Origin of the sequence: Vibrio barjaei (assembly GCF_001639065.2) — a bacterium.
GTDB classification, from domain to species: Bacteria; Pseudomonadota; Gammaproteobacteria; order Enterobacterales; family Vibrionaceae; genus Vibrio; species Vibrio barjaei.
In genome coordinates, this window is the sequence record NZ_LQXO02000014.1 from 13,342 (window position 1) to 33,621 (window position 20,280).

Here is a 20,280-nt window from a genome sequence, read left to right on the forward strand (position 1 = left end):
TTTTTTTGCATTAAATTAAAATACTTATTCACAATAAAAGAATTTTTATGTATAAATAAACCAAGAAACTAAATATAAGGGTACGAATCATGGCTTACAACTTACGAAATAGGAATTTTCTCAAGCTTCTCGACTATTCACCAAAAGAGATTCAGTTTCTTCTCGACCTGTCTAAAGATCTTAAAGCCGCTAAATATGCCGGCACTGAGCAAAAAAAACTGGTAGGGAAAAACATTGCACTGATCTTCGAAAAAGCCTCGACTCGTACCCGATGTGCTTTTGAAGTTGCCGCTTTTGATCAAGGTGCTCAAGTCTCTTATATCGGCCCCTCTGGCTCCCAAATTGGCCATAAGGAATCCATGAAAGACACGGCCCGCGTACTAGGTCGTATGTACGATGGCATTGAGTATCGTGGTTTTGGACAAGATATCGTTGAAGAGCTTGGCGCTCACGCTGGCGTACCTGTTTGGAACGGTTTAACCAATGAGTTCCACCCAACGCAAATCCTTGCTGACTTTTTAACCATGCTAGAGCACGGCAGAGGCAAGCTGTTACACCAAATTAAGTTCGCCTACTTAGGGGATGCTCGCAACAACATGGGGAACTCTCTAATGGTGGGTGCTGCAAAAATGGGAATGGATATTCGTTTGGTTGCGCCAAAAGCTTTTTGGCCCGAACAAAGCCTTATTGATGAATGTCAGACCATCGCATTATCAACAGGTGCTTCGATCACTCTCACTGAGGACGTACAGCAAGGCGTAGCCGATTGTGACTTCTTGTATACGGACGTTTGGGTCTCTATGGGCGAGTCAGCATCGGCGTGGGAAGAGCGTATTGCCTTGATGAAACCGTATCAGGTAAACATGGATACAATTAAAGCAACAGGTAACAAAGATGTTAAGTTTATGCACTGCTTACCAGCCTTTCATGATGACCAAACCACTATCGGAAAAGAAATCGCCGAAAAATATGGCTTGAATGGTCTCGAAGTCACAAATGATGTATTCGAGTCGGATTACTCCATCGTGTTCGATGAAGCCGAAAACCGAATGCACACCATCAAAGCAGTCATGGTCGCCACATTAGGCAGCTAGTTAAGTTCACTGGCAGTTTAACGATAAACCTTTGATGTAATCGCTTGCGCTCACGATTTTTAGGCGTATAATTCTCCGCAATTTGTCTGGGGAACAATCAATGGCGCAAGCGAGTTTTACAACACATCACGCTCTCGATAAGCTTTTTGCTTATCACGCACCGTTATTATTTCCTGTTGATTACTAAACCTCCCATTATGGGGGGTTTTTTTATGCCTGCATTCCTAGTTGTGATTGAGCACACGCCTTTCGCACTTGGAATATCCATCTGGTCTGGTTTTAACTATAGGGAAGATAAACATGGCGAATACGCTCTTTCAAAAGCACATTATCTCAATTCCAGAGTTGTCACGCGATGAGCTAGAACTCATTGTACAGACAGCCGGTCAACTAAAATCAAACCCTCAACCTGAACTCATTAAAAACAAGGTTGTTGCTAGCTGTTTCTTTGAACCTTCAACGCGCACACGTCTGTCATTTGAAACCGCCATTCAACGTATCGGCGGAGACGTGATTGGTTTCGATAGCGGTGGTAATACCTCGCTTGCTAAGAAAGGTGAAACACTGGCAGATTCAGTTCAGGTTATTTCGTCTTATGTTGATGCGTTTGTCATGCGTCACCCGCAAGAAGGTGCAGCACGTCTAGCTTCTGAATTCTCAAACGGTGTACCAGTTATCAACGCGGGTGATGGTGCCAACCAACATCCAACACAAACGCTGCTAGACCTATACAGCATCTACGAAACTCAAGGTCGTCTAGATGACATTAACGTTGCCTTTGTTGGTGATTTGAAATACGGCCGTACGGTACACTCGTTAACGCAAGCCTTAGCGAAATTCAATAACGTACGCTTCTTCTTTATCGCTCCCGATGCACTTGCGATGCCTGACTATATCTGTGAAGAGCTTGAAGAAGCTGGCATCCAGTTTAGCCTTCATACCGACATGGAAAGTGTAGTATCTGAACTGGATATCCTATACATGACGCGAGTACAAAAAGAGCGTTTTGATGAGTCTGAGTACGCACACATTAAATCGGCTTATATTCTTTCTGCTGATACGTTGAAAGACGCGCGCGAAAACTTAAAAGTACTTCATCCGTTGCCACGAGTTGACGAGATTACTGTCGACGTAGATAAAACGCCTTATGCGTATTATTTCCAGCAAGCTGAAAACGGTGTGTACGCCCGTGAAGCTCTACTCGCTCTAGTTCTAAACGAAACGCTTTAAGGAGGATAAATCATGTCTAAAGAAACCCAGTTGCAAGTAGAAGCAATTAAAAACGGCACGGTTATCGACCATATCCCAGCAAACATTGGCATCAAAGTTCTTAAACTGTTCGCTATGGATCAATCCAAGCAGCGTGTCACTATTGGTCTAAACCTTCCTTCTTCAGCATTAGGTTGTAAGGATCTACTGAAGATAGAGAACGTGTTTATCACTGAAGAACAAGCGAACAAGCTGGCACTCTATGCACCACATGCTACCGTCAACCAAATTGAAAACTATGAAGTGTGTAAAAAGCTGGCGCTAAAACTACCAGAAACAATCACAGGAGTATTCGAGTGCCCAAATAGCAACTGCATTACTCATAATGAACCCGTCGACAGTAGCTTCAAGGTGTTTGAGAAACATCAAGACATTCGTCTCAAATGCAAATACTGCGAAAAAGTCTATTCGCGTGAGATCGTTACTGAAAGCTAAGAATGACACGAATATTAAACAAGCCTACACATTGTAGGCTTGATTTTTATTGAGCCTAGAGGCAGTCTAGACTCTCTTTGAATTCACAGAACAATGGATAAAACGATGACAAAAGTACTTCATACAGAATCTGCACCAGCAGCAATCGGTCCTTACGTACAAGGTGTCGACCTTGGTAACATGGTACTGACTTCAGGTCAGATCCCAGTAAACCCGCAAACGGGTGAAGTGTCAGAGGACATCGCTGAGCAAGCACGTCAGTCTCTAGACAACGTAAAAGCGGTTGTTGAAGCATCTGGCCTAACGGTTTCAGACATCGTAAAAATGACAGTTTTCGTTAAAGATCTCAACGACTTTGGTACAGTAAACGAAGTATATGGTAAGTTCTTTGACGAGCACCAAGTAGCTAACTACCCTGCGCGTTCTTGTGTTGAAGTTGCTCGTCTTCCTAAAGATGTGAAGATTGAAATTGAAGCTATCGCAGTACGTAAATAAGTTCTGCTAGGCATCAAAAAAGGGTTGTCATCGACAACCCTTTTTAGTATCACTTCTTACTGTTTAACTCGGCGACTTCGGCATCAAGCTGCTCTAGCTTCTCTACCATCTGCTCTCGGCATACATTCGCTAGTTTTCTCACATCTTCTTTGCCGTAGCCTTCGATAGAGATAGGTGGCAGCATCTCAACAATGATATGACCATTGTCCCACTTATTAAGCTTTAGATGGCTCGTACTGCTACACACAATAGGAATGATTGGTGTTTTTGCTCCAATCGCTGCATGAAAAGCCCCCGTTTTAAACGGCAATAAGCCACGTCCGCGAGAGCGTGTACCTTCAGGAAACATCCAAACTGAAAGGTTACTTTTCTTCATGCTATCAACGACTTGGTCAATCGTACCTTTCGCTTTACTGCGGTTGGCACGATCAATCAGAATGTTACCCGTTAAATAATAAAGCTGACCAAAGAATGGCATCCAGAGCAGGCTCTTTTTACCAACCGTTACCACATTTGGTGTGACGGCAGAAGAAACCGTAAACAAATCCCAGTTGTTCTGGTGATTGGCGATATAGATGTGTTGACCACGTTTATAGGCATCTTCAGGTAAACGAAGATCGAGTTTAATACCAAAGATCTTCGACATCGCGCCAAAATAACGCCCAAACGTAAACACGTGTTTAGGGTTTCTCGGACTCAGTAAACAGTAACCACATCCAAATACGAACATAATTACCGCAAATATCGCCACTGCAATGCAGCGTAGGAAAGCAACCATTTTGGTCTCCGATAATGGCTTCAAAAAAAAGCCGAAACCTTAAGATTTCGGCTATTTATAATCTATCGTTATTATTCCGCAGAACCCGCGATACGAGTGATGTTAGCACCCAATGCAGACAGCTTATCTTCAATACGTTCATAACCACGATCGATATGATAGATACGGTCTACAATTGTCTCACCATGAGCGATACAACCGGCAATAACCAAACTTGCCGAAGCTCGCAGGTCAGTAGCCATTACTTGTGCGCCACTCAATGATTCTACGTCACCACAAATCACGGTGTTGCCTTCAATTTCTGCTTTTGCGCCCATACGCATTAGCTCAGGAACGTGCATGAAACGATTTTCAAAGATTGTTTCAGTAATCACGCCGCCACCTTTTGCCATCATATTGAGCAAGGTAAACTGAGCTTGCATATCCGTAGGGAAACCTGGATGTGGAGCTGTGCGAATTGAAACCGCTTTAAGCTCTCTATCGGTCATATCCAATGAAATCCAGTCATCGCCAGTCTCGATTTTAGCTCCGGCTTCTTCCAGCTTAGCCAACGCAGCTTCAAGCAGGTGAGCATGGGTATTGCGACAAATAATCTTGCCACCTGATACCGCCGCTGCCACCAGGAAAGTGCCGGTTTCAATGCGATCTGGAACAACAGAGTGCTTGCCACCACCAAGGCGTTCTACACCTTCGATTGTAATCGTATCAGTACCTGCTCCAGTGATTTTTGCACCTAGCTTGTTCAAGAAATCGGCGGTATCGACGATTTCAGGTTCGCGAGCCGCATTATCAAGTACAGTAGTACCTTCAGCTAATGTTGCAGCACACATTATCGTGATGGTCGCACCAACACTCACTTTGTCCATCACAATGTGAGCACCTTTCAATCGACCTTCTACTTCAGCTTTCACATAACCATCTTCTAATGTGATGGTGGCGCCAAGCTGCTCAAGACCATGAATATGTAAATCTACCGGACGTGCGCCAATCGCACAGCCACCCGGAAGAGAAACTTGTCCTTTGCCAAAACGAGCAACCAGTGGACCTAATGCCCAAATCGATGCACGCATGGTTTTCACCAAGTCATAAGGTGCGCACAACTCGTTAATCTCGCTACCATCAACGTGAACAGAACCGTTGCGATGCACTTTAGCACCTAAACGGCTAAGTAGTTTCATTGTCGTATCAATGTCACGAAGATGTGGTACGTTGGCCACTTCTACAGGCTCCTCAGCCAGAATAGAAGCGAATAAAATAGGTAGTGCTGCATTTTTAGCACCAGAGATCGACACTTCGCCAGATAACGGCTGATCCGATCCAATAACTCGAAACTTATCCATTAATAAACCTTACAAAGACATCAGCTTTTTATCACGAGCCCACTCTTCTGGAGTATAGGCTTTAATTGAAACTGCGTGGATGTCATTACGCTGAATGTAATCCATCAGAGGACCATAGATCATCTGCTGCTTTTTAACTCGGCTCATGCCTTCAAATTGAGCATCTACCGCAATCACTTCGTAGTGGCTACCTTCACCTTTTACGTGTAGCTCTTCTAGGTTCAATGCGTTTTGTAATAGTTCCTGTACTTTTGTGCTATCCACAAGATACTCCTAAATGTGTTTCTCAATAACTGATTCAACGTTATATAGCTGAAACAGTATTTTCAGCTCATCGGGCACGAAGCTGAGCATTATATGACACTTTCGATTTTTTGCATGCTCTAATAAGTGAATTAGCATCACCAATCCCGCAGAATCGAAGCGTTTTACTTTATCTAACGCCAATTCCATCTCAGGCTTCTCAAAATTAACACTTTGAATAGTATTCCAAAGCTCAGGTACAGTATCGCGATCAACGTTACCAATTAGCTCAAAAACACCTGGGTTACGAACCGCTAAATTAGTGTCCATTATTTTTTGCTGCCTTCAAAACGAATCGGGGCCTGTGCCAACTGCTCAAGTTCCTCTGCTACCGCTAATATGCCATCTTGACGAATTTTACTGTTCCATTCAGATTGTTTACTAGAGAGCAGGCTAATGCCTTCCGCAATCATATCAAAGGCTTTCCATTCGCCAGTTTTCTTATCCTTTCTGAGTTTAAACTCGAGATTAATATTAGGTCTAGGTGAGTCCATAATCGTGACACGAACACCGATAATAGTCGTCTTATCATCAATTTTTGGTTCCGGACCAAATTGAATATCCTGTCCGGTGTATTGAGTTAGAACTTGCGCATAAGAAGTAATCAAGTACTCTCGAAATGCTCTGGCAAACTCTAATACATCCTCTCGTTTAGCACCTTTTAAATTAGGACCCAATAGCTTCAATGCCGCGTAACGATCATTCACGTAAGGCATCAGCTCCTCTTCGACTACTACCTTAAGATAATCAGGATCTTTCTGAATTTGCTCTTGCTCATTCGCTAAACGGGTAAACGTTTTATCGGCGACTTTCTGCATCATGTCATAGGGCTTTGTAGCATCAATCTCATTAGCATGAAGACCAAATGAGAGCATCAAGGCACTAAATATCAGTAAACATTTGTTGAACATCACTTTACTCCTTTTTCTCATCAGAACCGCCAATGCTATATAACACTTGACCTATCATGTCTTCGAGCACCAACGCAGACTTGGTGTCCTCAATTCTGTCGCCATCGGCTAAATACCCTTCATCATCAAAGATAAACCCAGGCACCAGGCCTATATATTGCTCACCAATTAACCCCGATGTTAACACTTGTGCGCTCGAAGTATCTGGGAAATGGTAATCTGAACTAATAGACAAGGTTACCACAGGCAAATAGCTCTCTTTATCAAGGCTAATGTCACTGACTCGACCGATAACGACTCCACCAACTTTCACAGGAGAGCGAACTTTTAGGCTACCGATATTATCGAACCTGGCTTCCAGCTCATAAGTATCCCCTGAGCCCAATCCTTTCACGTCAGCAACCTGAAAAATCATAAACAAGATTGCGCAAAGTCCGATGATGACAAAACTGCCTACCCACAATTCTAACTTTCTAGTTTGTTGCATTGAATTGTCCTTTACTCTTAATTGCCAAACATCAGTGCTGTAAGCACAAAATCTAATCCCAACACCGCCAATGATGAGTGCACGACGGTTCTCGTTGTCGCCTGACTAATACCTTCCGAAGTCGGTATGGCATCATATCCATTAAACAGTGCAATCCACGTCACCGTAATCGCAAACACCAAACACTTAATGATGCTGTTACCAATGTCTCGACCCAGTTCTAGTGACGACTGCATCGCTGACCAAAAACTACCGTGATCAATGCCTTTCCAATCCACACCAACCAGTTGACCACCCCAAATACCTATTGCCATAAAGATCATGGCTAGCAGTGGCATGGAGATAATCCCAGCCCAAAAACGAGGCGAGATCACTCGTTTAAGAGGATCAACGGCCATCATTTCCATGCTCGATAGCTGTTCCGTGGCTTTCATTAAGCCAATTTCAGCAGTCAATGCTGAGCCTGCACGGCCCGCGAACAACAGAGCTGTAACGACTGGCCCCAACTCTCTTAATAGTGATAACGCCACCATCTGCCCTAAACTGCCTTCCGCTCCATAATCGACGAGCACTACGTACCCTTGCAGACTGAGAACCATGCCGATAAACAGCCCAGACACCATAATGATGGCCAGTGACTGCACACCAACGTTATGTAACTGTTTTATTAATAGTGGAAAGTGCTTTTTGGGCTGTGGTTTGGAAAACAGGACACCAAATAGCATGAAGGTTGCCCTACCCCATGATTGGCAAAGAGATAAGGTACGCTGACCGACTTTTTGAATCCATACTGATGGAAACGACATATTAGAACAGCTCCTTAGTTAATGCCTTTGCTGGATAACGGAATGGAACTGGCCCATCAGCTTCGCCAAGCAAGAACTGTTGGACTCGAGCATCAGGGTTATTTCTCAGTTCATCAGGAGTACCGCAAGCAACTACTTTTCCGTCCGCGAGCAAGTAAACCCAATCGGCGATAGACATGACTTCGGGAACATCGTGAGAAACGACAATGGAGGTAAGGTCTAGTGCTTTGTTCAACTTACCAATTAGTTCCACCAGCACCCCCATCGTTATAGGATCCTGACCAACAAAGGGCTCATCGTACATAATTAATTCAGGGTCAAGGGCAATAGCTCTTGCGAGTGCTGCACGTCTTGCCATGCCTCCAGAAAGCTCACTTGGCATAAGTTGAGATGCCCCACGTAATCCGACAGCCTCTAACTTTAGCAGTACTAAAGTACGAATCATCGACTCACTCAGTTCAGTATGCTCACGCAAAGGAAACGCGACATTGTCAAAGACATTAAGGTCGGTAAATAGTGCACCCGATTGGAATAGCATGCTCATTTTCTTACGAACATGGTAAAGACGTTTTCTAGAAAGCGTAGGAATATTGTCGCCTTCGAACCAAATCTCCCCATGGTCAGGCGAGATTTGCCCACCGATCAGGCGAAGTAATGTCGTTTTACCAATTCCCGATGGCCCCATGATGGCTGTGATCTTACCTTTTGGTACATGCAACTCGACGTCATCAAAAATGACGTGTGAGCCACGTGCAAAAGTCAGTCCCTTTACGGAAACCAAGTCATTGTTTGACATACATTTCCTTATCATCCTAACAATAGTCCTATGAGCAACAATAATAATGACACAAGCGGACAATTAAAACCCTTATATCCAAATGGTTGGATAATTACAGAGTCATATCCAATTACGCCAAATTTGTGTCATTACGAGCATTTATGACATCTCTCTTCACCTTAGCCTATCTATTAGCGTATTAGCTTCGGCGCACTATTGTTATTTTATTTGTTGATTAGCTTCCATTTTGGCCGACAAACCGTCAAAATTAGCCGCCAAATGTCTCAGAAAAATAGAAGTGGATAAAAACATGCTTGAAGCCGTAGTGTTTCTGATAATTGGACTGGTTTTTCTCGTTTGGAGTGCTGATAAGTTGGTATTCGGCGCCGCGGCACTGGCACGCAATGTGGGTATCTCACCTTTAGTTATCGGTATGACTATTCTTGCTATGGGGTCATCCGCGCCAGAAATGATGGTTTCGGCCACCGCCGCCCTAGAGGGTAAAACGGATACTGCGGTTGGTAACGTCCTAGGGTCCAACATCGCCAATATTGCCCTTATTCTTGGTATTACCGCCATGATTAAGCCTCTTTCTATTTCATCTGCGGTTCTGAGACGCGAGCTACCTTTAATGATTGCGGTAACGCTTATCGCAGGTCTTATTCTTTGGGATAGTCACCTTGGTTTCTATGAAGGGATTATTCTATTTGCCTTATTTGGCGCATTTATCCTTGCCATGCTTCGTATCAGCAAAGCTGAAAAAGAGAGTGGCAACAATGACGCCATGCTAGAAGACCAAGAGTCCGAAATTCCAGAAGGTGTGAGTAACGCTAAAGCAGCCATGTGGGTGGTGATAGGCCTAATCATCCTCCCTATCGCAGCAGATAGACTGGTAGATAGCGCAGTAACGATCGCCCAATATTTTGGCATGAGTGACCTTGTTATCGGTCTAACGATTATCGCGATTGGCACCAGCCTGCCAGAACTGGCCGCATCTCTTGCTGGTGTACTGAAAGGCGAAGATGATATGGCGGTAGGTAACATCATAGGCTCAAACGTCTTCAACATCCTCGCCGTGATGGGTATTCCAGGTATCATTAATCCTTCTATACTCAGTGAACATGCTATGGGCCGTGACTTCTGGGTTATGCTTGCCGTTTCGCTATTACTGGTTGTAATGGCACTGGGCAAATCTAAGAGCATTAATCGAATTGAAGGATTTATTTTGTTCGTGCTATTCCTTGGTTATCAGGTTTATCTATTCGCTAATATGGCAGCTTAGGAGCGGTTATCATGTCTGGTTTTGATTATGTTAGCGCTGCGAAGCGTGTTTTAGAGACCGAAGTACAAGCACTTCAACACCTCGAGCGCTACTTTGACGAGCAATTTGAGTCGGTATGTGATGCGATTCTCAACCACCAAGGCAAGGTTATCGTCATGGGGATGGGTAAATCAGGGCACATTGGTAAGAAAATTGCGGCTACGCTTGCTAGCACTGGCACATCGGCGTTTTTTGTCCACCCAGGAGAAGCCGCTCACGGCGATTTGGGTATGATTGAGGCTCGCGATCTCGTTATCGCCATCTCCAATTCCGGTGAGTCGCACGAAATCATTAGTTTATTTCCAGTCTTTAAGCGCCTTGGTATTACTACTGTAAGCATGACCGGAAAGCCTGAATCTAACATGGCAAAACTCTCTGATTTTCACTTACAAATCACTGTACCTAAAGAAGCGTGTCCACTTGGTCTAGCACCCACTTCTAGCTCGACGGCAACTCTGGTCATGGGAGATGCATTGGCCATCGCCTTATTGGAAGCTCGTGGCTTTGGTGAAGAAGACTTTGCCCTGTCTCATCCGGGAGGCGCATTGGGTCGTAAACTATTACTTAAATTGAGTGACATCATGCATTCAGGTCAAGCGCTGCCTGTAGTCGGTCCACAGACCTTGGTACGCGACGCACTACTAGAAATTTCCGATAAAGGACTTGGCATGACAACTATCGTGGACAACGATATGAACTTGCTAGGTATCTTTACCGATGGAGACTTGCGACGTATTCTTGATAAACGAGTCGATATTCATGACACCACCATTGGCGAGGTCATGACCGTTAACCCAACCACTGCTGCGCCTAATATGCTAGCGGCTGAAGGATTAAACTTAATGCAATCGAAGAATATTAACGGTCTTGTACTGCTCGATGACAATAAAGTCGTGGGTGCACTCAATATGCATGACTTATTAAAAGCGGGAGTAATGTAGTGTCGAAACAAGTTGAAACGCTCTATGGTTTGGTGGCTTCATCCACTTACGATAAAGCAGCAGACATCAAACTCCTGATTTGCGACGTGGATGGCGTCTTCTCCGATGGCTTGATTTATATGGGTAACCAAGGTGAAGAGCTAAAAACCTTTCATACTCGTGACGGTTACGGTATTAAGGCTTTAATGAGTGCGGGCGTAGAAGTCGCCATCATTACAGGCCGTCGCTCACAGATCGTTGAGAACCGCATGACCGCACTGGGTATTTCTTTGATTTACCAAGGGCAAGATGACAAAGTCTCCGCTTATCAAGATATTTGCCAAAAGCTTGCTATCCCAGCTTCGAAAACGGCCTACATCGGTGATGACCTTATCGATTGGCCTGTCATGGAGCAGGTCGGCTTAAGCGTCTGCGTGGCGGATGGGCATCCACTGCTCGCCAGAAAAGCAGATCACGTCACTACGATTCCAGGTGGACGTGGTGCCGTTAGGGAAGTTTGTGATCTGATCCTAGAATCAAAGGGAGAACTAGAGCTTCACAAAGGTCTTAGTATATGAGTTTGTCTCGTATTCTTTATAGTCTACTTGCCATTATTTCTATTGGGTGTGCGGTTTATTTGTACACCAAGGACGAATCGAGCACGATTCAGATTGTCCCAGATATTGAATTGCCAGCTTTCAGTGGAATAAATGTTCATAACATTTCTTACTCTGATACCGGTATTCGAAGCTATACGATCAATTCCGTACATCTGGAACATTTCGCTCAAAAAGGGAATACTATTTTTGAGAGTCCTATATTGTCTATTTACGCGAATGGCACAACAAAAGAGTGGGAAATTTCCGCAGATAAAGCCATTTTGGACAAGGATGAAGTACTCACTTTATACGACAATGTTCTAGCTCAAAATCTATTACCAGAGTCAGGATTTGATACACTATCAACACAGAAGATGAGCATTAAACTAACCAACAGAGACTTTTGGTCCGATACCAAGGTCATTATGCTCGGCCCTCAATTTGAAACATGCGGCGAAGCGATGAAAGGAAATTTCGCAGACAATATCGCCGAGGTTTATAACAAAGTGAACAGTAGATATGAAACTCTCACACCTTAGTTTAGGTATTTGCTTACTTTTACCTATATCAGCAATGGCGTTATCAACGGACTCAGAGCAACCGGTGTATATTGACTCTGACTCTCAGCTACTTGATATGAAAAGCAACCAAGTAACCTTCGAAGGCGATGTAAAGCTTAAACAAGGTAGTATTAACATCAATGCCGATAAAGTGATTGTTACACGTGAAGCAGAAACCGGCACAATTCAGGTTATCGAAGGTTTTGGCAATTTGGCGACATTTTCTCAACTTACTGACGATGGTAAAACCTTATACGGTGAAGCAAAGCAGTTACATTACTCACTGAAAAACGATCAATTGACTATGACGAATAAAGCGATGCTATCTCAAGACGACAGTATCATTCGTGGCAGTGTAATTAAGTACAGAATCTCATCACAGAAACTCATCGCTGATGGCGACTCAAAGGGAAGAGTATCTACTGTGCTACAACCACAACAGGTCCAAGAGAAGTAATTGTATTTATGGCGTTATTGAAAGCGACACATTTAGCAAAAAGCTATAAAAACCGTAAAGTGGTCTCAGACGTTAGCCTTTCGGTTGAATCTGGTCAAATAGTGGGATTGCTAGGCCCTAACGGCGCCGGTAAAACTACTTCGTTTTACATGATTGTAGGTCTGGTTGCTCGCGATGAAGGCACCATAACTATTGATGGAGAAGACATCAGTATTCTCCCAATGCATAGCCGCGCTAAAATGGGCATTGGCTACCTGCCACAAGAAGCCTCCATTTTCAGAAAGCTCAGTGTTGAAAACAACATTATGGCAGTACTCGAGACTCGTAATGAGATCACTCAAGAAGAGCGACAAGATAAACTAGAGGACCTGCTGGATGAGTTCAATATTCAACACATTCGAAAAAGTGCAGGTATGGCACTGTCTGGCGGCGAACGTCGACGTGTAGAAATTGCTAGGGCTCTGGCCGCCAACCCGCAGTTCATCTTATTGGATGAGCCGTTTGCGGGTGTTGACCCAATTTCAGTGATTGATATCAAGAAGATCATCGAGCATTTGCGCGATAGAGGCTTAGGAGTTCTTATCACCGATCATAACGTTCGTGAAACCTTAGATGTGTGTGAAAAAGCATACATTGTGAGCCAAGGTCACCTAATTGCTGAAGGAAGTCCTGAAGATGTTCTCAATAATGAACACGTAAAACAGGTTTATCTCGGTGAACAATTCAGACTATGATTTAATAGGCTTGGATAAAATTTTAATAATAGGCTAGCAATACTGCATGAAACCCTCATTACAACTCAAGCTAGGTCAACAGTTAGCAATGACGCCCCAGTTGCAACAAGCAATTCGCTTACTGCAATTGTCGACGCTCGATCTGCAACAAGAGATTCAAGAGGCCTTAGACTCAAACCCATTACTTGACGTGGAAGAAACCGCGGAAGAAGCGCCGCCTTCTAATGAGGAAAAGTCGAGCCCTGAAAGTAAAGAAGAAGCATCTGCAGAGCCAGTTAGCGAACCAGAGCCAAAAGACAGTTCTGAACAAATTGAAAGTTCTGAAATATCGACGGAACTTGAAATGGACACCACATGGGATGATGTCTATAGCGCCAATACCGGTAACACGGGCATTGCCGCCGATGATGACATGCCAATTTATCAAGGTGAAACCACACAGTCTCTACAAGACTATCTAGTTTGGCAATTAGACCTCACGCCATTTACTGAAACAGATCGTGCCATCGCCTTAGCCATCATTGATGCTGTCGATGATTACGGCTATCTGACCCTGTCCTGTGAAGAGATTCTCGACAGTGTCGATATTGAGGATGTTGAGCTTGATGAGATTGAAGCAGTAAGAAAACGCGTTCAGCAATTCGATCCGCTAGGCGTTGCTTCTCTTAATCTGCAAGATTGCCTACTACTGCAACTCGCTACTTTCCCTGAAGATACTCCATGGCTCGCTGAAGCTAAGTTGGTCTTGTCTGATCATATCGATCAATTGGGTAACCGTGATTACAAACTCGTTATTAAAGAGACTAAGCTTAAGGAAGCGGATCTTCGAGAAGTTTTGAAGCTCATCCAACAGCTTGACCCTCGACCAGGCAGTAAAATCACGCCTGATGAAACTGAGTACGTAGTGCCGGATGTCTCCGTCTTCAAAGACCGCGGAAAATGGATAGTTCAGATTAACCCTGACAGTGTTCCAAGACTGAAAGTGAATCAACAATACGCGAAACTAGGTACAGGCAACAGTGCTGACAGCCAATATATTCGCTCTAATTTGCAGGAAGCGAAATGGTTGATTAAGAGCCTTGAGAGTCGCAATGAAACTTTGCTCAAAGTAGCTAAGTGCATTGTCGAGCATCAACATGACTTTTTCGAATACGGTGAAGAGGCAATGAAACCAATGGTTCTCAACGATGTTGCCCTTGCTGTAGACATGCATGAATCGACAATTTCTCGAGTTACCACTCAGAAATATATGCATACCCCACGCGGCATTTTTGAACTGAAGTACTTCTTCTCAAGCCACGTATCGACCGACAATGGCGGCGAGTGTTCCTCGACGGCCATTCGAGCACTAATCAAGAAGCTTGTCGCTGCAGAAAATCCAGCCAAGCCATTGAGCGATAGTAAAATCGCAGCGCAACTAGCTGACCAAGGAATTCAGGTTGCTAGACGAACTATAGCGAAATACCGTGAGTCGTTGGGCATTGCCCCTTCCAGTCAGCGTAAACGCCTACTTTAAGGCCAATAACTAAGAAGGAAAGTCTATGCAAATTCAAATTGAAGGCCACCACGTCGATGTCACTGAGTCAATGCAGGACTACGTTCAGAGTAAATTTCAAAAGCTGGAACGCTTTTTCGATCATATAAACAGCATTAACGTCATATTAAAAGTTGAAAAATTAAACCAGATCGCAGAAGCTACGCTCCACGTTAATCAAGCTGAAATTCATGCGGCGGCAAATGATGAGAATATGTACGCTGCCATTGACGGACTTGTCGATAAGCTCGTCAGACAATTGAATAAGCATAAAGAAAAATTAAGTAATCACTAAAATGCAAATAAGTGAAGTATTAACTCTGGACTGCACCAAAAGTGCAGTCCCTTGTACGAGTAAAAAGCGCGCCCTAGAAATTATTAGCGAAATCGCAGCAGAGCACACGGGTCAAAATTCTACCGAACTGTTCGAGTGCATGTTAAGTCGTGAAAAAGTGGGCAGCACGGGAATTGGTAATGGTATTGCGATTCCTCATGCCAGAATGCATGACAGCGATAAAGCCGTTGCCGTATTACTTCAGTGCCAAGCGCCAGTTGACTTCGACTCTATAGACAATCGCCCAGTTGATCTCATGTTCGCTCTGCTCGTTCCAGATGCGCAATGTAAAGAACATTTAAAGACATTGTCATGTATGGCTGAGCGTTTAAATGATAAAACGGTCCTAAAACAACTTCGTAATGCTCAGTCCGATCAAGAGCTTTACGATATTATCGTTAGCCATTAAAAATAGCTGAGAAACAAAATGCGATTAGTCGTTGTAAGTGGACATTCGGGCGCAGGCAAAAGTGTGGCGTTGCGAGTACTAGAAGATTCTGGCTACTACTGCGTTGATAATCTACCTATCGATTTACTGGAAGCCTTTGTGGATTCTTCAAAAGATTCCCAACAAAGTGTCGCCGTCAGTATTGATATCCGTAACTTGCCTGACAATCTGAACAACTTAACCTCTAAGTTGCAACAATTGTCTAAGCAACACGACGTCAAAGTACTTTTTCTTGATGCATCAAAGCCAGTGTTGTTAAAACGCTACAGTGAAACTCGTCGTATCCATCCTCTCTCTCAGCGCAAAGATAAACTGTCACTAGAGCAGGCTATTGATTTAGAGCATACACTACTCAAACCTATCAAAGAGCATGCCGACTACATCATTGACTCGAGTGAACAGTCCATACACGACTTAAGCGAAACCATTCGTTTTGAATTAGAAGGCCAAGAGAAGAAAGATCTTGTCATGGTTTTCCAATCGTTTGGGTTTAAATACGGTATGCCAAGTGATGCCGATTACGTGTTTGATGTGCGTTTTCTACCCAATCCACATTGGCAGCCAGAATTAAGACCAATGACAGGGCTAGATGCACCAATTAAATCTTTCCTAGAAGCTTATCCTGACGTCATCGAGTTGAAACAACAAATTCAAGGCTTTGTTGAACGTTGGCTACCTTTACTGGAAAAGAACAACCGTAGCTATCTGACTGTTGCTATTGGTTGTACGGGCGGCAAACACCGCTCTGTCTATATCACTCAGCAAATTGGTGAGTATTTTGCTCAGCTCGGCCACCAAGTAAAAATTCGTCACGCATCGCTAGAGAAAAACAGCTAACAGGAAATCAAATGTCACTATCTCGCACTGTTCTCATTCAAAATCGTCTTGGTTTGCATGCTCGCGCTGCCGTCAAGTTAGTCGAGTTAGCACAAAGCTTCGAGGCAACCGTGACGATTTGTAATCACGAACAGAAAGAAGCAACAGCGGATAGTGTAATGGGGCTTCTTATGCTCGAGTCGGCTCAAGGTGAGAACATCACCATCAAAGCGTCAGGAAACCAAGCTGAGGATGCTCTGCAAGCGGTATGCGAGTTGGTTGAACACCGCTTCGACGAAGACGAATAGATTCCGCACACTTTTCTGTTTTATTTCCACTCTCCGATAACTTCTTCGTGCCCCGTAGGTTACTTGAACCCAAAATTAAGCTACTATTCAGTACATTAAAAAGCAGTTGAGTGTAGGGGGCATCCATGGCGGAGCAAATAGAATTCGATCAAGCTCACCAAACCCTCCAAGAAGTCAGTGAAGCGCTAGAAAATGGCCGCTTCGTTTACGTAAGAAGACAACTTCAGGACATGGAGCCTGAAGATATTGCCCATCTTCTAGAAGCCTCTCCGCGTAAAAGCCGTGAAGTCCTGTGGCAACTCACCGACCCTGAAGACTATGGTGAAATCCTTGATGAACTCAATGAGGACGTCAAAGATAGTCTTGTCTCCAAAATGGCGCCAGAAAAGCTGGCTGAAGCAACGGAAGGCATGGACACCGATGACGTAGCCTATGTCCTACGTAGTCTGCCTGATACCGTATCGCGCGAAGTTCTGTCACAAATGGACACTGCTGACCGCTTGCGTGTCGAAACCGCCCTTTCTTACCCAGAAGATACCGCCGGCGGAATCATGAATACCGACGTTATCACTATTCGTGGTGATGTCGATGTCGATGTAGTTCTGCGCTACCTGCGTATGAAAGGCGAGCTGCCAGAGGCGACCGACGCACTGTATGTGATAGACGAAGAAGACATGCTGATTGGTCACCTTTCTTTGAGCACACTTTTAACCACTCAGCCAGATGTCAAAGTCGTCGATGTCATGGATGATGCCGATGAGGCAATCCATGTTGAAACTAGCGATTCGGACGTTGCCTCGTTATTTGAACGACGCGACTGGGTCTCTGCCCCTGTTGTGGATAGTGAACATCACCTAGTTGGTCGTATCACCATCGATGACGTGGTCGACATTATTCGTGAAGATGCCGAACACTCGATGATGAGTATGGCAGGTATGGATGACGATGAAGATACCTTTGCGCCTGTTGTAAAATCTGCTCGTCGACGCAGTGTTTGGCTGGGCGCCAATGTACTTGCCGCTTTAGCAGCAGCATCTGTCTCCAATATGTTTGAGGCCACATTAGAGCAGATGGCAGCAATAGCCGTCTTGATGACTATTGTACCTTCCATGGGAGGGGTTGCAGGTAACCAAACCGTTGCCCTGGTGATCCGAGGCCTAGCTTTGGGCCATATCGGTGACAGTAACCGACGTGAACTGCTACTCAAAGAAGCCGCCATCGGTTTTCTCAATGGTGTCCTTTGGGCCCTAATTATCGGTGGTATCGTAGTAGCGTGGAAAGGTGATTGGATGTTAGGCGGGATTATCTCTGCCGCCATGATGACTAATTTACTGGTGGCGGGTATTGCTGGCGTTACCATCCCTATTCTGCTCAAAAAAATGAATATCGACCCCGCATTGGCGGGCGGAATGGCCCTTACGACCATTACCGACGTTGTTGGTCTTTCGGTCTTCTTAGGCTTAGCCACCATAATGATCAGCTGACGCTAGATACAAAAAGGGCGTAACCGGTAGGTTACGCCCTTTTCGCTATTCGCTATTTACTCACCAGCGACTTTCATTGACTCCAACAGGATAGAGCCCGTTTGAATTTGTGATCGCGTTTCCACATCACTGCCAACTGCCACAATTTGCTTGAACATTTGAGCTAGATTACCAGCAACGGTAATTTCCGAAACTGGGTATTGGATTTCTCCATTTTCGACCCAGAATCCTGCTGCACCGCGAGAGTAATCACCAGTAACGATATTTACCCCTTGCCCCATCACTTCGGTTACCAGCAAGCCAGTGCCAAGCGTTTTCAACATAGCATCAAAATCTTGCCCCGTTGATTTAACAAACCAGTTGTGAATACCTCCAGCATGCCCTGTTGGCGTCATCTTCAGTTTGCGCGCAGCGTAACTGGTCAACAAGTAGGTCGCCAACTTACCGTCAGTGATAATATCTAAATCTTGTGTTGCCACCCCTTCGTTATCAAACGGACTAGATGCTAAGCCTTTAAGTAGGTGAGGTTTTTCTTCAATAGCGAACCAATCTGGCAGAATCTGCTCACCCAGTTTATCTAACAAGAACGACGACTTACGGTATAAATTACCGCCGCTAATCCCCATCACTAAGTGTCCCATAAGGCCAGTCGCAACATCGTTGGCAAAAAGCACTGGGTATTGACCCGTTTTGACTTTTCTAGGGTCTAGACGCTCAACTGTTTTGATAGCAGCCTTCTCACCGACCGACTCTGGTGTCCACAAATCATCACGGTGACGAGCAAGGGTATAACTGTAATCACGCTCCATATCGCCATTTTGGCCTTGGCCAATGACGCTACAGCTAATGCTATGACGGCTAGACGCATAACCGGCCAAGAGGCCATGAGAGTTACCATAGACCTTAACGCCATAGTGGCTGTCGTAACTGGCGCCATCACTCTGCTTTATTTTGTCACTGTAAGCTAATGCTGCTTTCTCAGCAGCAATCGCTTTTTGCGCAGCCACATCGGGATTTGGCTCATCTGGATGGAAGAGATCAAGGTCTGGGATATTCGTTACCAACAACTCTTTTGGAGCTGGCCCTGCAAATGGGTCTTCGGAGGTGTACTGGGCAATATCCAGTGCAGCAGCTACCGTTTGTGCAATGGCCTTTTCACTCAAGTCAGAGGTTGACGCACTGCCCTTACGCTGCCCACGATATACCGTGATACCCAGCGCACCGTCACTATTAAACTCTACGTTCTCCACTTCACACATGCGCGTGGAGACGCTCAAGCCAGTGCTTTTAGTAATAGCGACCTCAGCAGCATCTGAATTTACTGAAGCCATATCCAGCGCTTTAGCAACAGCGGCTTCTAGCTCAGCTTGCTGCTGAGCAACTTGCTCTCTTACATCCATAATTCATCTAACTTTTATCGTTTAATTGAGACTAGAATAACAAGGTTTTCGCATTCTCCCCAGATTTCTTGCTAAAATAGCCAATATTCGTAATGAGATAGTGATATAGGCAGTAAACATGGCCCGTAAAAATCAGAAAGCACCTTGGGAAGAGGAAGAAGAAATCATTTGGGTAAGCAGAACCGAAATGAAAAACGACATGGAAGAGTTGCAAAAACTCGGTGAAGAGTTAGTTGAACTAAAGCCTGCTGTGTTGGATAAGTTTCCTCTTAGTGAAGATCTGAGAGAAGCGGTCGCCGATGCCCAGCGCTTCAAGAACGAAGCTCGACGTCGCCAATTGCAATATATTGGTAAGCTGATGCGCACCGAAGATCCTGAGCCAATTCAAGCGGCTCTAGACCGCGTACGTAACAAACACTCACAATCTACTGCAGCACTTCATAAACTTGAGCAACTGCGTGATCGTATTGTGGAACAAGGTGACGAGGCTATCGCGGATGCACTTGAGCTGTACCCGAACCTCGACCGTCAACGTCTACGCCAACTTGCTCGTCAAGCCAACAAAGAAAAGAAAGCAGGAAAGCCTGCCAAAGCATTCCGTGAAATTTTCCAAGTGCTTAAACACGAAGAAGAACAAGAGTTCTAGCTTCAACGCTCAATTAACGACCA

General features: G+C 44.6%; 26 protein-coding genes. 17 read left to right on the plus strand and 9 right to left on the minus strand.

From position 1 onward, the window contains the following. Positions 1-89: 89 nt before the first annotated feature. The 4 genes from argF to AWH66_RS09685 all read left to right on the plus strand — a co-directional run bounded on the left by argF (position 90) and on the right by AWH66_RS09685 (position 3,293). Complete coding sequence (argF, locus tag AWH66_RS09670; protein WP_063604604.1) at positions 90-1,094, plus strand: ornithine carbamoyltransferase; 1,005 nt, start codon at positions 90-92, stop codon at positions 1,092-1,094. 300 nt (positions 1,095-1,394) lie between these two features. Next, positions 1,395-2,324, plus strand: coding sequence for an aspartate carbamoyltransferase (gene pyrB, locus AWH66_RS09675; protein ID WP_063604605.1), 930 nt, complete (start codon positions 1,395-1,397; stop codon positions 2,322-2,324). 12 nt (positions 2,325-2,336) lie between these two features. Beyond that, entirely contained in the window at positions 2,337-2,798 is a 462-nt protein-coding gene (gene pyrI / locus AWH66_RS09680; protein WP_006073314.1) for an aspartate carbamoyltransferase regulatory subunit, read from the plus strand. 105 nt (positions 2,799-2,903) lie between these two features. Further along, positions 2,904-3,293, plus strand: a complete 390-nt coding sequence (locus AWH66_RS09685) for a RidA family protein (protein WP_038228906.1) — start codon at positions 2,904-2,906, stop codon at positions 3,291-3,293. A 49-nt stretch (positions 3,294-3,342) separates the two neighbouring features. On the opposite strand, the gene AWH66_RS09690 is transcribed toward AWH66_RS09685, so the two are convergent. From AWH66_RS09690 to mlaF, 8 genes are all read right to left on the minus strand, one after another. Continuing rightward, positions 3,343-4,071 carry a 1-acylglycerol-3-phosphate O-acyltransferase gene (locus tag AWH66_RS09690; RefSeq protein ID WP_063604606.1) on the minus strand — a complete coding sequence of 243 codons (729 nt, stop codon included), beginning with the start codon at positions 4,069-4,071 and terminating at the stop codon, positions 3,343-3,345. A gap of 71 nt (positions 4,072-4,142) precedes the next feature. Further along, positions 4,143-5,411, minus strand: a complete 1,269-nt coding sequence (murA, locus tag AWH66_RS09695; RefSeq protein WP_063604607.1) for a UDP-N-acetylglucosamine 1-carboxyvinyltransferase — start codon at positions 5,409-5,411, stop codon at positions 4,143-4,145. Positions 5,412-5,420: 9 nt separating this feature from the next. Further along, positions 5,421-5,675, minus strand: a complete 255-nt coding sequence (ibaG, locus tag AWH66_RS09700) for a BolA family iron metabolism protein IbaG (protein ID WP_006073308.1) — start codon at positions 5,673-5,675, stop codon at positions 5,421-5,423. Between the two features lie 9 nt (positions 5,676-5,684). Continuing rightward, the gene (locus tag AWH66_RS09705) at positions 5,685-5,984 is read right to left on the minus strand and encodes an STAS domain-containing protein (protein ID WP_063604608.1); all 300 of its coding nucleotides are present in this window, start codon (positions 5,982-5,984) and stop codon (positions 5,685-5,687) included. After that, positions 5,984-6,625: a phospholipid-binding protein MlaC gene (mlaC, locus tag AWH66_RS09710; RefSeq protein WP_063604609.1), complete on the minus strand. Its 642-nt coding sequence runs from the start codon at positions 6,623-6,625 to the stop codon at positions 5,984-5,986. Before mlaC ends, AWH66_RS09705 begins: the two co-directional genes overlap by 1 nt. Positions 6,626-6,629: 4 nt before the next feature. Next, the gene (gene mlaD, locus AWH66_RS09715) at positions 6,630-7,112 is read right to left on the minus strand and encodes an outer membrane lipid asymmetry maintenance protein MlaD (protein ID WP_063604610.1); all 483 of its coding nucleotides are present in this window, start codon (positions 7,110-7,112) and stop codon (positions 6,630-6,632) included. 17 nt (positions 7,113-7,129) lie between these two features. Next, the gene (gene mlaE / locus AWH66_RS09720) at positions 7,130-7,918 is read right to left on the minus strand and encodes a lipid asymmetry maintenance ABC transporter permease subunit MlaE (protein ID WP_063604611.1); all 789 of its coding nucleotides are present in this window, start codon (positions 7,916-7,918) and stop codon (positions 7,130-7,132) included. A 1-nt stretch (position 7,919) separates the two neighbouring features. Then, positions 7,920-8,714 (minus strand): phospholipid ABC transporter ATP-binding protein MlaF, encoded by a 795-nt coding sequence (mlaF, locus tag AWH66_RS09725; RefSeq protein WP_063604612.1) that lies wholly within the window; start codon positions 8,712-8,714, stop codon positions 7,920-7,922. Positions 8,715-9,006: 292 nt separating this feature from the next. Here mlaF and AWH66_RS09730 point away from each other — a divergent pair, with 292 nt between their 5' ends. From AWH66_RS09730 to mgtE, 12 genes are all read left to right on the plus strand, one after another. Beyond that, positions 9,007-9,978, plus strand: coding sequence for a calcium/sodium antiporter (locus AWH66_RS09730; RefSeq protein WP_006073285.1), 972 nt, complete (start codon positions 9,007-9,009; stop codon positions 9,976-9,978). 8 nt (positions 9,979-9,986) lie between these two features. Beyond that, a complete protein-coding gene (locus AWH66_RS09735; protein WP_143081486.1) occupies positions 9,987-10,958 on the plus strand; it encodes a KpsF/GutQ family sugar-phosphate isomerase in 972 nt (323 codons plus the stop codon). Beyond that, a complete protein-coding gene (gene kdsC / locus AWH66_RS09740) occupies positions 10,958-11,515 on the plus strand; it encodes a 3-deoxy-manno-octulosonate-8-phosphatase KdsC (protein ID WP_063604614.1) in 558 nt (185 codons plus the stop codon). The genes AWH66_RS09735 and kdsC overlap by 1 nt, the downstream gene beginning before the upstream one ends. Beyond that, on the plus strand, positions 11,512-12,075 hold the full coding sequence (gene lptC, locus AWH66_RS09745) for an LPS export ABC transporter periplasmic protein LptC (protein ID WP_063604615.1): 564 nt from the start codon (positions 11,512-11,514) through the stop codon (positions 12,073-12,075). The genes kdsC and lptC overlap by 4 nt, the downstream gene beginning before the upstream one ends. Next, a complete protein-coding gene (gene lptA / locus AWH66_RS09750; RefSeq protein ID WP_063604616.1) occupies positions 12,056-12,553 on the plus strand; it encodes a lipopolysaccharide transport periplasmic protein LptA in 498 nt (165 codons plus the stop codon). Before lptC ends, lptA begins: the two co-directional genes overlap by 20 nt. A gap of 8 nt (positions 12,554-12,561) precedes the next feature. Next, a complete protein-coding gene (lptB, locus tag AWH66_RS09755; RefSeq protein ID WP_006073275.1) occupies positions 12,562-13,287 on the plus strand; it encodes an LPS export ABC transporter ATP-binding protein in 726 nt (241 codons plus the stop codon). Between the two features lie 46 nt (positions 13,288-13,333). Continuing rightward, complete coding sequence (locus AWH66_RS09760) at positions 13,334-14,803, plus strand: RNA polymerase factor sigma-54 (RefSeq protein WP_038228894.1); 1,470 nt, start codon at positions 13,334-13,336, stop codon at positions 14,801-14,803. A 25-nt stretch (positions 14,804-14,828) separates the two neighbouring features. Further along, complete coding sequence (gene hpf / locus AWH66_RS09765) at positions 14,829-15,116, plus strand: ribosome hibernation promoting factor (protein ID WP_038228892.1); 288 nt, start codon at positions 14,829-14,831, stop codon at positions 15,114-15,116. Position 15,117: 1 nt separating this feature from the next. Continuing rightward, the gene (ptsN, locus tag AWH66_RS09770; protein ID WP_006073263.1) at positions 15,118-15,564 is read left to right on the plus strand and encodes a PTS IIA-like nitrogen regulatory protein PtsN; all 447 of its coding nucleotides are present in this window, start codon (positions 15,118-15,120) and stop codon (positions 15,562-15,564) included. A gap of 18 nt (positions 15,565-15,582) precedes the next feature. Further along, on the plus strand, positions 15,583-16,440 hold the full coding sequence (rapZ, locus tag AWH66_RS09775; RefSeq protein ID WP_063604617.1) for an RNase adapter RapZ: 858 nt from the start codon (positions 15,583-15,585) through the stop codon (positions 16,438-16,440). An 11-nt stretch (positions 16,441-16,451) separates the two neighbouring features. Continuing rightward, positions 16,452-16,727 carry an HPr family phosphocarrier protein gene (locus tag AWH66_RS09780; RefSeq protein ID WP_006073260.1) on the plus strand — a complete coding sequence of 92 codons (276 nt, stop codon included), beginning with the start codon at positions 16,452-16,454 and terminating at the stop codon, positions 16,725-16,727. Positions 16,728-16,852: 125 nt separating this feature from the next. After that, positions 16,853-18,211, plus strand: coding sequence for a magnesium transporter (mgtE, locus tag AWH66_RS09785; RefSeq protein ID WP_063604618.1), 1,359 nt, complete (start codon positions 16,853-16,855; stop codon positions 18,209-18,211). 56 nt (positions 18,212-18,267) lie between these two features. On the opposite strand, the gene pmbA is transcribed toward mgtE, so the two are convergent. Beyond that, the gene (gene pmbA, locus AWH66_RS09790; protein WP_063604619.1) at positions 18,268-19,611 is read right to left on the minus strand and encodes a metalloprotease PmbA; all 1,344 of its coding nucleotides are present in this window, start codon (positions 19,609-19,611) and stop codon (positions 18,268-18,270) included. A gap of 118 nt (positions 19,612-19,729) precedes the next feature. Here pmbA and yjgA point away from each other — a divergent pair, with 118 nt between their 5' ends. After that, positions 19,730-20,257 (plus strand): ribosome biogenesis factor YjgA, encoded by a 528-nt coding sequence (gene yjgA / locus AWH66_RS09795; protein WP_063604620.1) that lies wholly within the window; start codon positions 19,730-19,732, stop codon positions 20,255-20,257. Positions 20,258-20,280 lie beyond the last annotated feature (23 nt).